Origin of the sequence: Nocardioides donggukensis, from assembly GCF_014842875.1 — a bacterium.
GTDB lineage: Bacteria > Actinomycetota > Actinomycetes > Propionibacteriales > Nocardioidaceae > Nocardioides > Nocardioides donggukensis.
Window position 1 is genome coordinate 626,153 of record NZ_JACYXZ010000001.1, and the last position, 13,677, is coordinate 639,829.

Here is a 13,677-nt window from a genome sequence, read left to right on the forward strand (position 1 = left end):
TCGACCGGACAGGAGAACAGAGATGAGTCAGACAGCAACGCCGAGACGACCTGTGCCGCCGCCCGCCCCGGACGGTCCCGGGGCGGTGATCAACTGGCCGGTGTTCGTGCCCTCGGCAGCGGTCACGATCGCCGTCACGCTGTGGTGCGTCATCTGGCCGGACAACGCCTTCAGCACCCTGGAGAGCGTCGTCGGCTGGGTGTCGACCTGGTTCGGGTGGTACTACATCGCCCTCACCACGGCCGTGCTGATCTTTGTGATCTTCCTCGGGCTCTCCCGCTTCGGGTCGGTGAAGCTGGGCCCTGAGCACAGCAAGCCCGAGTTCTCGACCGGGGCCTGGGCGGCGATGCTGTTCGCGGCCGGCATCGGGACCGACCTCATGTTCTACGCGGTCTACGAGCCGGTGACGCAGTACCTCGCCCCGCCGTCCACGGAGCCGGAGACCGTCGAGGCGGCCCGGGAGGCCACGGTGTGGACGCTGTTCCACTACGGCATCTCCGGGTGGGGCATGTACGCCCTGATGGGGATGGCGCTGGCCTACTTCGCCTACCGCATGAACCTCCCGCTCGCCGTCCGCTCGGCGCTCTTCCCGATCTTCGGCAAGCGGATCGACGGCCCGATCGGGCACACCGCCGACACCGCCGCCGTGCTCGGGACGATCTTCGGCGTCGCCACCTCGCTCGGCATCGGCGTGGTCAGCCTCAACGTCGGCCTCGAGGTCGTCTTCGGGATCAGCGTCGGCCTCCCCGTCCAGATCGCCCTGATCCTGCTCGCGGTGGCCATCGCCACGGTCTCCGCCGTGAGCGGCATCGACAAGGGCATCAAGCGGCTCTCGCAGCTCAACGTCCTGCTCGCCATCCTGCTGGCGGCGTTCGTGCTGGTGACCGGCCGGACGGCGTACCTGCTCAACGCGTCGGTGCTCAACATCGGCGACTACGCCCGGCTCTTCCCGGACATGACGATGCAGACCTTCGCCTTCGAGGACACCGGCGACTGGATGAGCTTCTGGACGCTGTTCTTCTGGGCCTGGTGGATCGCCTGGGCGGCCTTCGTCGGCCTCTTCCTCGCCCGGATCTCGCGCGGCCGCACGATCAAGCAGTTCGTGGCCGGGACGATGATCATCCCGTTCAGCTACATCGTGATGTGGATCGCGATCTTCGGGAACGCCGCGATCGGCGAGATCCGCGCCGGGAACGCCGACTTCACCGCGATCGCCTCCGAGGCGGTCGACCCCTCCGACGGCCTGTGGGCCCTGCTGCAGGAGTACCCGGCCTTCCCGGTCGTCGCCTCCCTGGCGATCCTGGTCGGCCTGCTGTTCTACGTCACCTCGGCCGACTCCGGCGCGCTGGTGATGGCGAACCTCTCCTCGCGGCTGCGCACCGCCAACGACGATGCCGCGCCCGGACTCAGGATCTTCTGGGCGGTCGCGACCGGCTCGCTGACCCTGGCCATCCTGGCCGCCGGCAACATCTTCGCGCTGCAGTACGCGACGGTGATCGTGGGCCTGCCGTTCGCGTTCGTGATGATCGCGGTGATGTGGGGGCTCTACAAGGCGCTGTCGATCGAGGCGCACATGGCCGACAGTCGGGGCAGCGCACTCCAGGGCGCCCTGTCCGGGCGCAGCGTCACCCCCGACAGCCGGCCGCACGTCCCGTGGCAGGCCCGGATGCGCCGGGTGATGACGTTCCCGAGCCGGGAGAAGGCCGACGACTTCGTCTCCACCGTGGTGGCCCCCGCCCTCGAGGAGGTCGCCCGCGAGCTCGACGGCCAGGGCGTGGCCGCCGAGGTCGCCAGTGTGCTGGACGAGTTCGGGGATCCCGGTGTCCAGCTGACCGCGGACGTCGGGGCCGAGCTGGCGTTCTGCTACAAGGTGCAGCACCGGCAGGTGCCGATCCCGTCGTACGGCGGGTGGGCGCCGCGTGGCGACGACGTCTACTCGCGGCTCGAGGTGCACCTGCGCGACGGCGGCCAGGGGTACGACGTCATGGGCTACACGCACACCCAGCTGATCGACGACGTGCTCGACCAGTACGAGCGACACCTGGAGTTCCTGCGCCTCCACGACGGCTCGAGCGTCTGAGCGGCTTCCGAGCGGAAGGGCGTGCCCCGCGGTCCGGGCTGACCGCGGGGCACTAGCCTGCAGCCATGGAGACCCTGCGCCTGGTGCTGCTGTTCGTGCACATCCTCGGCTTCGCGGCCCTGATCGGCGGCCTGCTGGTCCAGGTCGGCGCGGCCGAGAAGGCCGTGAACCCGGCCATGCGGGACGGCGCCGGCACCGCGTTCCTGGCCGGCCTGGCGCTGGTCGGCGTGCTCGAGGCCGGCGACGCCGAGGTCGACCACGCGAAGGTGGGCGTCAAGCTGGTCGTCGGCCTGGTCGTGCTGGGCCTGGTGATGGCCAACCTGCGCAAGCCGCGGATCCCTGACGGGCTGTTCTACGGACTGCTCGCGCTGTCGGTGCTCAACGTCGCGGTCGCGGTCTTCTGGTCCACCGCGCACGTGTGAGCCGGCAGTGAGCACGACGGGCGGGTACGCCGACTGGCTGTCGGCGTACCCGCCCGCGCTCATGCGCTGATCACGTGGTGCTGGCTCAGCGCTCGTCGTTCTCCGTCAGCTCCTTGGAGTCGATGGACCCGGCCGGGTCACCAGCGAGCCCGTCGAAGCCGAAGGTCGGGCGCTGCGAGGACGAGTCCCCGGAGCTGTCCGAGCGCTGGTCGGTGCCGTCCTCGTCACGGACGGTGCCCGTCGACGAGATCTCGTCGCGCTCCGAGCGCTCCACGCCGGTGACGAAACCGTCGTAGGCGTTGGGGAACGCGTAGCGGGCGCGGCTGTGGTTCTCCGAGGTGCTCTCGGAGTCGTCACCGAACTCGTCGCTCTCGTTCGAGCGGGCATCGGAGAACCTCAGGACCGGGTCGCCGGCGAACGCGCCGGACTCACCGAAGACGGTCTGCGACTGCTCGGCCTCGTCCCTGGACGTGGACGACCGGCTGCCGTCCTCGTCGCGGACGCGGTCACGCTCGGTGCTCCGCGACGCGGACTCGTCGGTCAGGAAACCGCCGAACCCCTCGAACGAGAACGGGCCGGAGAGCTCGCCCTCGTTGTGCTCGGTGCTCTCCGAACGCTGATCGTCGCCGAACTCGTCGTCGCTGCTCGAGCTGCGCCGGGAGAGGTCGCCGGCAGGATCGCCGGTGATCTCGCCGACGGCGAAGCCGCCGCCACGGTGGCTCGAGTCCGAGCTGGACTCGGAGGAGGACCGGGTGCCCTCCTCGTCGCGGACCGTCGAGGAGCGGCTCTCCCGGGAGGCCTCGTCCCGCTCGAAGGCGAAGAAGCCGCCCTCGTAGGTGAACGGAGCCGACGCCTCGCCGAAGCGACGCGCTGACTCCTCGCCCGACTCATCGTCACCGAACTCCTCCCGCTCGGAGCTCTCCGCGTCGCGGAAGGCACCCTGCGGGTGGAGGTCGAGGTCGCCGGAGCCGAACCTGGCCTCTGACGAGGACCGCTCGGAGGACCGCTCCCGCGAGGTGCGGGTGCCGTCCTCGTCGGTGCGCCCGGACCGCTGCGACTCGCGCGAGCTGTTCTCGCGCTCGTCGTGGACGGCGACGCCACCGATGTGGACGGGCGAGTCGCCCTCGCCCTGGGTCTCGCTTCGTGAGGTCTCGTCCTCGGCCTGGCCCTCGTCGCGCCGTGAGCCGTCCTCGTCCCGGGAGAACGCCCCAGCGGGTTCGAGGCGACTTTCGCGGGTCTCGATGCCCGAGCTGCTCGAGTCGGACTCGGACCGGCCGGAGCTCGAGCTCCGGGTGCCGTCCTCGTCGGAGCGCTCGGAGCGGTCCTGGTCGGAGGACGACTCGGACCTGTCGACGCCGGCGGAGACGCCGCCGACCTCGATGGGAGCCGAGAAGGAGGAGTCCTGCTGGCTCGTGGTGTCGTTGTCGTCTGCCTGGGCGGTGGCCGCCCCGGCGAGCACGAGGCCACCGGCAACGGCGACGGTGCTCAGGGATCGCTTGATCCAGATGTTCATGGTGAACCTTTCGTCGTGAATGGATGCGCGCCGGGCGCGGGGCCCGGCCCGACGACCCGGCGTACCGGGTCCGGTCGTGCATTCACGGGAGGTTCAGTCGGGGGAGAATCCCGGCAGGGGGCCGGTCGCTGAGCCGGCCCAGGCGTCGGTCGGTCGCACGGAGCCGGCCGGTCCGGAGACATCGGGCCGGACGCTGAACGGCAGCACGGCGTTGGTCGTGCCCGCGCTCGCGGAGCCGCCGGACGCAGTTGCGGTGCTGTCGGAGGGCGTCGCGCCCGTCCACAGGCCCAGAGGGCCGGCGGGAAGCGGGGAGGCCGACGCCGTGGCGTCGGCTGTGGGAAGGGGAGCGGTGTCGATGTCGGACCCGATGTCGGCCCGCGGCTCGGTCGCCATAGGGTCTGCGGAGCCCGAAGCCGGCCCGGCGCCGGCGTTGAGCGCCGTGCCGGCGACGCGAACCTCAGCGACGCCGTCGTCGGGCGGTGCCGGGAGGCTCTCCTCGGCGGGTTCGACGATCGGGTTCGTGAGGGGCCGGACTACCCGCTCGGTCACCGGGGCGGTGACCCGCTTGACGGGTTCGACGATCGGCTTCGTGAGGGGCCGGACTACCCGCTCGGTCACCGGGGCGGTGACCCGCTTGACGGGTTCGACGACGCGCTCGGTGACCGGTTCGACGACGGGCTCCGTGACCTGCTCGGTGACCTGGTTCGCGACCTGCTCCGTCTTGCTGCCACGGTGCTGGGGCTCGACAGCGGCAGGCCGCTGCGAGGGCGAAGAGGACCGCGTCGACTCCTCGGGCTTCGGGGACGGGTCGACGTCGGAGAGCGTCGAGGTCGCCGAGCCCAGCGGGCCCGGACGAGCCGGATCGGGTGTCGCGGCCTGGGACGGTGCGGAACTCAGCAGCACGGCTGCCGCGGCTCCTGCGACGGCACAGAGCAACCAGAGTGCCACGCGCAGCGGCGAGATCGCCGCCCTGATGCTCTCCTGCACCGTGCCTCCTGACCGGTTGCTGTCAGGGTGGTCCGGAGGCGCCGACCGATCGGATTGGTCTGGAGCCAAGAAGACTCTCGGTGGGCCCGGGCGAGTGGGATGCCCGCTCAGCCGCCCGGGCAGGTCGCCGTCCCGGGCGCGGCGTCCGGATGGATCGCCCCGTCCCGCTCGCTGATCGAGCCGACCGCGACGTCCGAGCCACGACGGACGGCGACCACCTCCGCGAGGATCGAGATCGCGATCTCGCCGGGGGTGTCGGCCCCGATGTCCAGCCCGACCGGTGCCCGCAGGGCGCCCAGGTCGTCCTCGCTGAGACCGTTCCCGAGCAGCCACTCCCGGCGCCGGGTCTGCGTCCTGCGCGACCCCATCGCGCCGACGTACGGCGTGCCCGCCGCAAGGGCCTCCTTGATCGCCGGCGCGTCGATGCCCTCGTGGTGGCTGAGCACCACCACGGCGTCCGCCGTCGGCAGGGCCTCGGTCACGCCCTCGGCGTCCGTGGCGACGTGGGCGACCCAGCCGAGCGCCTCGACCATGGGCCGCAGCGCCCCCGACACGGGTCCGTCACCCACGACCAGCACCGACACCTCGTCACCCATGCCGCCCAGTATCCGCCCCGCCCCCGCCCGGGTCGAGTGCCGAGGTGGGTCAGTGCCGTTCCTCGAGGCCGACCGACTCGCGGAGCCGCCCGGCGGCCTCCCGCAGCTCCTCGTCGTCGCGGGCCCGCGAGTCCATGAGCGCGGCGAGCGCCTCGGCGATGACGTTCAGCTTCTCCTGGGCCGCCTCCTCGGCCCGCCGGCTGGCGTTCTCGAGCAGCACGAGCAGCAGCAGCGTGAGCACGCTGCCCACGGTGTGGATCGCGACCTGCCACGCCTTCAGGTCGACCCAGAGCGGTACGCTGACGAACCAGGCCACCACGATCGCGCAGCAGAGGAAGAACATCCCCGGCCCGCTCACGCGCAGGTAGGTCGCCTCGACGAACCGCTCGAACCGGGATCGGTCGTCGTCGCCCTGTCGTGATGCTCGGCTGGTCAGCGCCATGGCCCGACCCTAGCCCCGGGTCGGGTGCGCAGGTGGTCGCCCGAGCAACCACCCGAGCACCCGACCGCGGGCGAACGTAGGGTGGGACCCGAGATGAGCACGCCCTTCCCGATCCCCGGCCTCGAGTCCGTCACCCCCCGTGACCGGCAGGGCGGGACCCCGCCGTCCGACGCTCTGCTCGACGGTCTCAACGACCCGCAGCGGGCCGCCGTCGTGCACGCCGGGGCGCCGCTGCTCGTGGTCGCCGGGGCCGGCTCCGGCAAGACCCGGGTGCTGACCCGGCGGATCGCCTGGCTGATCTCCCAGCGGCAGGCCCACCCCGGGTCGATCCTGGCCATCACCTTCACCAACAAGGCCGCCGCGGAGATGAAGGAGCGGGTCGAGCACCTGGTCGGCCGGCGGGCCCGGATCATGTGGGTCAGCACCTTCCACTCAGCCTGCGTCCGGATCCTGCGCAAGGAGATCGACCGGCTCGGGTTCAAGTCCAGCTTCTCGATCTACGACGCCGCGGACTCCAAGCGGCTCATGACGCTGGTCTGCCAGGACCTGGAGCTGGACCCCAAGCGCTACCAGCCGCGGGCGGTCCTCAACTGGGTCTCGGCGGCCAAGAACGAGCTCAAGGACCCCGACGAGGCCCGCAAGGACACCCGCAACTCCTTCGAGGAGGCCTACGCCGCGGCGTACGAGGGCTACCAGCGGCGGCTCCGGGAGGCCAACGCCCTCGACTTCGACGACCTGATCATGACCACCGTGCACCTGTTCCAGGCGCACCCGGAGGTCCGCGAGGTCTACCGGCGCCGGTTCCGGCACGTCCTGGTCGACGAGTACCAGGACACCAACCACGCGCAGTACGCGCTGATCCACCAGCTGTGCGCCGACCAGATGGAGGAGACCGGCTCCGGCGGCGAGCGCGTCGAGCCGGCCGAGCTGATGGTGGTCGGTGACGCCGACCAGTCGATCTACGCCTTCCGCGGTGCCAACATCCGCAACATCCTCGACTTCGAGCAGGACTTCCCCAACGCCTCGACGGTCCTGCTGGAGCAGAACTACCGCTCCACGCAGACCATCCTCAACGCCGCCAACGCGGTCATCGGCAACAACACCGGCCGCACCCCCAAGCGCCTGTGGTCCCAGGCCGGCGACGGCGCGAAGATCGTCGGCTACGTCGGGGACGACGAGCGGGACGAGGCCCGCTTCGTCTCCGAGGAGATCGACCGGCTATCCGACGAGGGGGCGGCCCGGGCCGGCGACGTGGCGGTGTTCTACCGCACCAACGCCCAGTCCCGGGTGTTCGAGGAGGTGTTCATCCGCACCGGCCAGCCCTACAAGGTGGTCGGCGGGGTGCGCTTCTACGAGCGGCGCGAGGTGCGCGACGCGCTCGGCTACCTGCGCCTGCTCGCCAACCCCGCCGACGAGATCTCGCTGCGCCGGGTGCTGAACACGCCCAAGCGTGGGATCGGCGACCGCGCGGAGGCGTGCGTCGCGGCGTTCGCCGACCGGGAGGGGCTGATCTTCTGGGAGGCCCTGCGCCGGGCCGAGGAGGCGCCCGGCGTGGCCACCCGGTCGCTGAAGGCGATCCGCGGCTTCGTCGACCTGGTCGAGGAGCTGCAGTCGATGGTCGACGCGGGGGAGCGCCCGGACGTGATCCTGGAGTCGGTGCTCGAGCGCTCCGGCTACCTCGCCGAGCTCGAGGCCTCCGACGACCCTCAGGACGAGACCCGGGTGGAGAACCTCGCCGAGCTGGTGGCGGTGGCCCGGGAGTTCTCCGACGACCCGGTGGCCGGCCCCTCCGCGGACCCGGCCGACCCCGACGACACCGTGGCCGGCACCGCGACGCCCGGCCTGTCGGACTTCCTGGAGCGGGTGGCGCTCGTGGCGGACGCCGACCAGATCCCCGACGAGCCCGACGAGGACGACGCCGGCGTGGTCACGCTGATGACCCTGCACACCGCGAAGGGCCTGGAGTTCCCGGTGGTGTTCCTCACCGGCCTGGAGGACGGCGTGTTCCCGCACATGCGGTCGCTGGGCGACCAGCCCGAGCTCGAGGAGGAGCGGCGGCTCGCCTACGTCGGCCTCACCCGCGCCCGCGAGCGCCTCTACCTGTCCCGGGCCGTGGTCCGCTCGGCCTGGGGAGCACCCGCCCACAACCCGGCCTCCCGCTTCCTCGACGAGCTGCCGGCCACGCTCGTGGACTGGCGGCGCACCGCGGGCGCCCAGACCTCCTGGGACCGGCCGGACCTCTCCGGTGGCCGGGCCGGCTCGTTCGGTACGCCGACCGCGGCCGGCCGCCGCAACTTCGGCAGCGCGGCGGTCCGCCTCGACGCGGCCGCCAAGGCCAAGCCGGCCCGCGCGATCCCCTCGCTCGACCCGGGCGACCGGGTCGTCCACGACTCGTTCGGAATGGGCACCGTGGTCGCCCTCGAGGGCAGTGGCGACAAGTCGGTCGCGTCGGTGGACTTCGGCTCCGAGGGCGTCAAGCGCCTGCTGCTGCGCTACGCCCCCGTCGAGAAGCTCTGACCCCGCTCCCGGGTGCGCTCGGCCAGTGCGGCCAGCGCCTTCGGGAAGATCTCCGCCGGCGGGGTGACCAGGCCGGCCCCGACCTGGCCGACGCCGGCCTCGCGGCCGGCCATGCCGGTGTTGATCTGGGGCAGGATGCCGGTGCGGCAGACCCGGGTGACGTCGATGCCCGTGGGCACGCCCTGGAACTCCAGCACCGGGATCGACCAGCGCGGGTTCTCCCCGAGCGTGATCTCGTGCATCCGGCGCGAGGTGGCCAGGGCGTCGGGCACGGTGCCGCCGACCAGGCGCACGATGGCGGGCGCGGTGGCCATCGCGAAGCCGCCGATGCCGGCGGTCTCGGTGATGGCCGAGTCGCCGATGTCGGGGTTGGCGTCCTCGGGGCCGAAGTCGCCCAGGAACAGGCCGTCGGCGAGGTTGGCCGGGCCGGTGAACCAGGTGTCCCCGGTGCCGGAGACCTGGATGCCGAACTCGGTGCCGTTGCGGGCCATGGCGACCACCATCGTGGAGCCGTCGATGTCGCGGGCCGCGTCCAGCGCCAGCTTGCAGGCCGGCATGGCCAGGTTGAGGAAGAAGTGGTCGTTGCCGCCGACGAAGCGCAGCACGTCGCCGATGTCGCCGGTGTCGTGACCGGACTCGACGATCGCGGGGGCCAGGTCGCGCATCAGCATGAGCGTGCCGGCCCGGTTCCGGTTGTGCGCCTCGTCGCCCATCTGCAGCATCTGGGTGAGGATCCCGGTCACGTCGACCGGGCCGTGCCCGCGCACGGCGGCGGCGAGCACCGGTCCGAGCACGGCGGACATCCAGCGCAGCCGCTCGAGCACCTCGGGCCCGTAGGCGCCGTACCGCAGCACCTTGCCGAGCCCCTCGTTGAGGGAGCAGTGGGTACGCCGACCGGTCGTCGGGTCCTCGAGCACGAACATCCACATGGACGGGGTCACCAGGCCGGCCATCGGACCGACCGTGCCGCGGTGGTGGCAGGGCTCGAGCCGGATCCCCTCACCGGAGGCGAACAGGGCGACCGCGTCCTCCGGGTCCTCGACCAGGCCCTCGAGCGCGGCGGCACCCATGAGGGCCCCGCGCAGGGGACCGCTGGCCTGCTCCCAGGCGATCGGCGGGCCGGCGTGCAGGAACTCGCCGCGCTCCAGTCCGAGGACCTCCGAGGCGGGCGCGACGTCGACCAGCACCGCCTGGACCCCGAGCATCGCGGCCAGCGCCCGCTCGTTGGCCTCGTGCCGCAGCGGGTCGGCGGCGACGGTGGCCAGGTCCTGCTCGGTCCCGGTCATCGGGGGCTGCCAGGCGACCCGGCTGACGGGGACCGCCTGGGCGGCCACGGCATCGGCGAACAGGTCGACGCCGGCGCTGACGACCTGCGTGGGGGTGTGCGTCATCGGTGACCTCCGAGGAGCTCGAGCGCGCGCCGGGTGGCGCGGGCGTTGGACAGGTGGACCTCGGCGCCGGCCTCGGTGAGGGCCCGCGCCTGCCGGTCCAGGCCCTGCGGGTCCAGGGCGGTGCCGACCAGGGCGACGACGACCGGCTGCCGGACGTCGGCCAGGGCGGGGGCCAGGGTGGCGGCCGGGTCCGGGTCGGCACCGTGCCCGAGCACCACGTCGAGGAGCAGGACGCCGGTGCGCGGGTCGGCCGCCACCCGGGAGAGGTGCTCCAGGCGCAGGGTGGGGTCGATCATCGGGTGGGCCCGGCCCGCGGTCAGCGAGTCGTCGCCGAAGTCGACCATCAGGTGGTCGTCGGCGTCGAGGTCGCTGCCGAGCGCCAGCTCGGGGGAGAGCGGGATGTTGCTGCGCACCGGCCCCAGCTCCGCGCTGGCGATCAGCATCGCCTCGTCGCAGAGCGTGCCACCGACGAACAGCCCGCGCAGCAGCGTGCCGTCACCGGCGGCCGCGGCGGCCCCACGGGCCGGCCACGTGGGCAGCTCCCGGCCCAGCCGGGTCAGCACCGCCTCGGCGGCCGCGGTCAGGTCCGGCTGCCCGGGGCCGAGCAGGGCGAACTCCACGGGCGTGGCCAGGGTGCCGGCGTACTCGCGGATCGCGGTGGCGACCTCGGGGTCCGGCGGCTTGGAGACCACGACGATCAGCTCCACCTCGTCGTCCGCGTCCAGTCGGCGCAGCGCCTCCCGGGTGGAGAGCCCGCCGACGTCGGCCGAGAGGTCCCGGCCGCCGACGCCCAGCGCGGAGCCGACCCCGACCCCGGCGTGGTCGAGCAGCGCGAGCAGCTGCTGGCACCCGGTGCCCGACGCGGCCACCATCCCGACCGGTCCGGGCGAGGTGCTGTTGGCGAACCCGAGGCCGAGGCCGCCGACGACCGCGGTGCCGCAGTCGGGGCCCATCACCAGCAGCCCGCGGGCGGTGGCCGCCTGCTTGAGGGCGAGCTCCTCGGCCAGGGGGACGTTGTCGCTGAAGATCATGACGTCGCGGCCGGCGTCCAGGGCGTCCATCGCCTCGACCAGCGCGTTGCCGCCGGGGACCGACACCAGCGCGAGCCCCTCGCCGGTACGCCGGAACGCGGCGCCCGTGGTCCGCGGCGGCTCGAGCCCGGTCTCGCCCTGGTCGCGCGCCCGGCCGGCCTCGGCCAGGGCGTCCCGGACGGCTCCGAGGGCCGGGTCGAGGGCCTCCTCGGAGGCCAGCCGCAGCGCGACCAGCATGTCGTTGGGGGTCGCCTCGGAGGGGACCGTGAAGCCCATCTGCTCCAGCACCTCGATGTTGAGGGCGGTGGCCATGGCCACCTGGGCCGCCTCCACGCCCTCGGTGGCCTGCACGGTCCGGCTGACCTGCAGCAGCGTCACCGAGTCGGCGTAGGCGCCGCCCCGGACCTCGACGTGGGTGTGGCTCATGCGCATGCGCTCCGTTCGTGCCGGTGACGGTTCCGATCGGGGGTGCCGGACTGGCCGGCCCTCCGGGACAGGTGGGACAGGGCGAGGTCGGCGCCGAGCAGCAGCCCGGCTCCTGAGGTGTGGCCGATCGCGAGCAGCCGGGTCTGCGCCACGGCCCGGGCGGCGGGATCGACGGCGGCCACCCAGTCGCCGAACTCCGGGAGCACCTCGCCGTGCAGCGCGCAGTCCAGCAGGGCGGCCGACAGGCGGCCGGTGCGTCCGCCGTCGGCGCCGACCTGGGCGGCTACCTCGGCCCGGACCTCGGTCAGGAGCAGGTCGGGCGCCTGACCGGCCGCCCGGTGCAGGGCCAGCCAGCCGCAGAGGACGTCGTCGCCGAGCGGGGTGAGGCCGTCGCCACGGCCGAGGAGGGCCGCGACCAGCGCCGCGGGCCGGGCCTCGGTGTCGAGGCCGGCGAGCGCGGCGAGGGCCGCCCCGGGCAGGGACCGCGCGGCCGAGTCCACGCGGGAGTCACGCTCGACGCGGGACCGGTGCCGCAGTCGCGGGACGGTGACGTCCAGCGTCCGCCCGATCGGCACCGGCACGTCGTCGAGGTGGAGCACGCCGTCCTCGACGCGGGCGCCGCCCAGCGTCGCCAGCCAGGGGAGCTCGGGGGCGGCCAGCCGCAGGGCGCACGGCACCCGGGCCGCACCGGCGGTCACGATGCCGACGACCGAGCCGTTCACTGGGCCGTCCACCGGGCCGTCTGTTGGGCCGTCCAGCGTGAGGTACGCCGCGTCCCGGCCGCGGTGCAGCACGGTGAGCCGACGGCCGTCCGCCGCGGCCAGCGCGGCACGGACCCGGGGCGGTGCCGCGGCGGGCAGGGGCGCGGGCCCGGGTCGGGGGTTGCTCACCCCACCGACGCTAGTCCGAGGCGGTACGGTGTGCCGACGGCAGGTTGTGCCAACCGATCCTCGCGAAAGGCGCAAGTCTTGATAACCCCCGCTCAGGCCACCGAGGCGACCGAGGCGCTGGCCCGGATCGACGCGCTCCACACCGCGCTCACCCACCTGGTGCTCGAGGGCGGCGACCTGGGCCGGATCGCCGACGAGGTGGCCCGGGTGCTCGACGTGTGGGTGCTGGTCACCTCCACCGACGGCCGCGAGCGCGCCGGCACCCTGGCCGAGGACCAGCGCACCCTCCTGGCGGAGGCCGGGCTCTTCGACCCGACCGGTCGGTTCCGGGTCGAGCGGGCCGGTCCCGACGGCGTCCGCGCCGGTGCCGGCGAGGTGCGATCGCTGCGGATCGCGGCCGGCGGTGCCGACCTGGCCCGACTGGTCTGCTTCCGCCAGCGCGGCACGATCTCCTCCGACGACGTCCACGCGCTGGAGCGAGCGGCCGCTGTCGCCGCCCTCCTGATCACCCGCGAGGAGGCGGTCACGGCCGTGGAGAGCAAGTACCGCGGCGACTTCCTGCGCGACGTGTTCCTGCGGCGGGCCGGCGACGAGCAGTACGTCCTCGAGCACGCCCAGGCCTTCGGCTGGGACCTGGACCGGCCGATGGTGGTCGTGGCCGCCGAGCTGGACCCGGCGGCCGCGAGCGGGCAGGACGAGGAGCCGCCGTCCAGCGAGGTGCGCCGGCGGTGGCAGGAGCGGTTCTCCGCCGCCTGGCGGATGGTCAGCCGCAGCCACGACTCCGGGGTGCCCAGCGTCGACTTCTCCTCGGAGGTGGTGACGCTGGTGCCGGTGCCCGAGGGTGCCGCGGACGAGGGCGGTGCGCTGGTGCGGCAGATGGTCGAGGCCGTCGCCGGCGACCGGGGCGGCGGACGGCGGCCCTTCTCGGTGGGGGTCAGCCGCGTGGTCTCCAGCCTGGCCGAGCTCCCTGACGCCTACGGCCAGGCGCGGCGCGCCGTCGAGGTCGGCCGCCGGGTCAACGGAGGCCGGTCGACCACGTGGTTCGACCAGCTCGGCGTGCACCGCCTGATCGCGCTGGTCCCCGACAGCGGGGAGCTGCGCCGGTTCGCCCGCGACGTGCTCCGCGAGCTGGCCGAGGACACCTCCGAGGCGGCCGACCTCCGGGAGACGCTGCAGGTGCTGCTGGACACGAACTTCAACGTGGCCGCCGCGGCCCGGCTCCAGTTCTTCCACTACAACACGATGCGCTACCGGGTCGGCAAGCTCGAGCGGATCCTCGGGCCGGTGGCCTCCGACCCGCACCTGCGTCTCGACGTCGCGGTGGCACTCCGGGTGCTCGAGATCGCCCCGGGCGGGTGACCGGCGACAACTCTTGCCACCGA

General features: G+C 73.2%; 11 protein-coding genes. 4 read left to right on the forward strand and 7 right to left on the reverse strand.

Features of this window, described 5'->3' with window-relative positions; genetic code table 11:
• Positions 1–22: 22 nt before the first annotated feature.
• Entirely contained in the window at positions 23–2,080 is a 2,058-nt protein-coding gene (gene betT, locus IE331_RS03095; RefSeq protein WP_192140377.1) for a choline BCCT transporter BetT, read from the forward strand.
• A 65-nt stretch (positions 2,081–2,145) separates the two neighbouring features.
• On the forward strand, positions 2,146–2,502 hold the full coding sequence (locus IE331_RS03100; RefSeq protein ID WP_192140378.1) for a hypothetical protein: 357 nt from the start codon (positions 2,146–2,148) through the stop codon (positions 2,500–2,502).
• Between the two features lie 85 nt (positions 2,503–2,587).
• Here the strand turns inward: IE331_RS03100 and IE331_RS03105 are convergent, their stop codons facing one another.
• The 4 genes from IE331_RS03105 to IE331_RS03120 all read right to left on the reverse strand — a co-directional run bounded on the left by IE331_RS03105 (position 2,588) and on the right by IE331_RS03120 (position 6,040).
• Complete coding sequence (locus IE331_RS03105) at positions 2,588–4,015, reverse strand: putative sodium/potassium/calcium exchanger (protein ID WP_192140380.1); 1,428 nt, start codon at positions 4,013–4,015, stop codon at positions 2,588–2,590.
• Positions 4,016–4,108: 93 nt separating this feature from the next.
• Positions 4,109–5,002: a hypothetical protein gene (locus IE331_RS03110; RefSeq protein ID WP_192140382.1), complete on the reverse strand. Its 894-nt coding sequence runs from the start codon at positions 5,000–5,002 to the stop codon at positions 4,109–4,111.
• Between the two features lie 107 nt (positions 5,003–5,109).
• On the reverse strand, positions 5,110–5,598 hold the full coding sequence (locus tag IE331_RS03115; RefSeq protein ID WP_192140384.1) for an XdhC family protein: 489 nt from the start codon (positions 5,596–5,598) through the stop codon (positions 5,110–5,112).
• A 49-nt stretch (positions 5,599–5,647) separates the two neighbouring features.
• Entirely contained in the window at positions 5,648–6,040 is a 393-nt protein-coding gene (locus tag IE331_RS03120; RefSeq protein ID WP_192140386.1) for a low affinity iron permease family protein, read from the reverse strand.
• A 93-nt stretch (positions 6,041–6,133) separates the two neighbouring features.
• On the opposite strand from IE331_RS03120, the gene pcrA reads away from it, so the two are divergent.
• Entirely contained in the window at positions 6,134–8,557 is a 2,424-nt protein-coding gene (pcrA, locus tag IE331_RS03125) for a DNA helicase PcrA (protein WP_192140387.1), read from the forward strand.
• On the opposite strand, the gene IE331_RS03130 is transcribed toward pcrA, so the two are convergent.
• Genes IE331_RS03130 through IE331_RS16410 form a run of 3 tightly spaced genes read right to left on the reverse strand, consistent with a single transcriptional unit; the run spans position 8,533 to position 12,295 of the window.
• The gene (locus IE331_RS03130) at positions 8,533–9,948 is read right to left on the reverse strand and encodes a YlbE family protein (protein WP_192140388.1); all 1,416 of its coding nucleotides are present in this window, start codon (positions 9,946–9,948) and stop codon (positions 8,533–8,535) included. The genes pcrA and IE331_RS03130 overlap by 25 nt on opposite strands.
• The gene (locus IE331_RS03135) at positions 9,945–11,405 is read right to left on the reverse strand and encodes an FdrA family protein (protein ID WP_192140389.1); all 1,461 of its coding nucleotides are present in this window, start codon (positions 11,403–11,405) and stop codon (positions 9,945–9,947) included. The genes IE331_RS03130 and IE331_RS03135 overlap by 4 nt, the downstream gene beginning before the upstream one ends.
• Positions 11,402–12,295, reverse strand: coding sequence for an oxamate carbamoyltransferase subunit AllH family protein (locus IE331_RS16410; RefSeq protein WP_201930967.1), 894 nt, complete (start codon positions 12,293–12,295; stop codon positions 11,402–11,404). The genes IE331_RS03135 and IE331_RS16410 overlap by 4 nt, the downstream gene beginning before the upstream one ends.
• 78 nt (positions 12,296–12,373) lie before the next feature.
• Between IE331_RS16410 and IE331_RS03145 the strand changes: the two genes are divergently transcribed.
• On the forward strand, positions 12,374–13,654 hold the full coding sequence (locus IE331_RS03145) for a PucR family transcriptional regulator (RefSeq protein ID WP_201930969.1): 1,281 nt from the start codon (positions 12,374–12,376) through the stop codon (positions 13,652–13,654).
• Positions 13,655–13,677 lie beyond the last annotated feature (23 nt).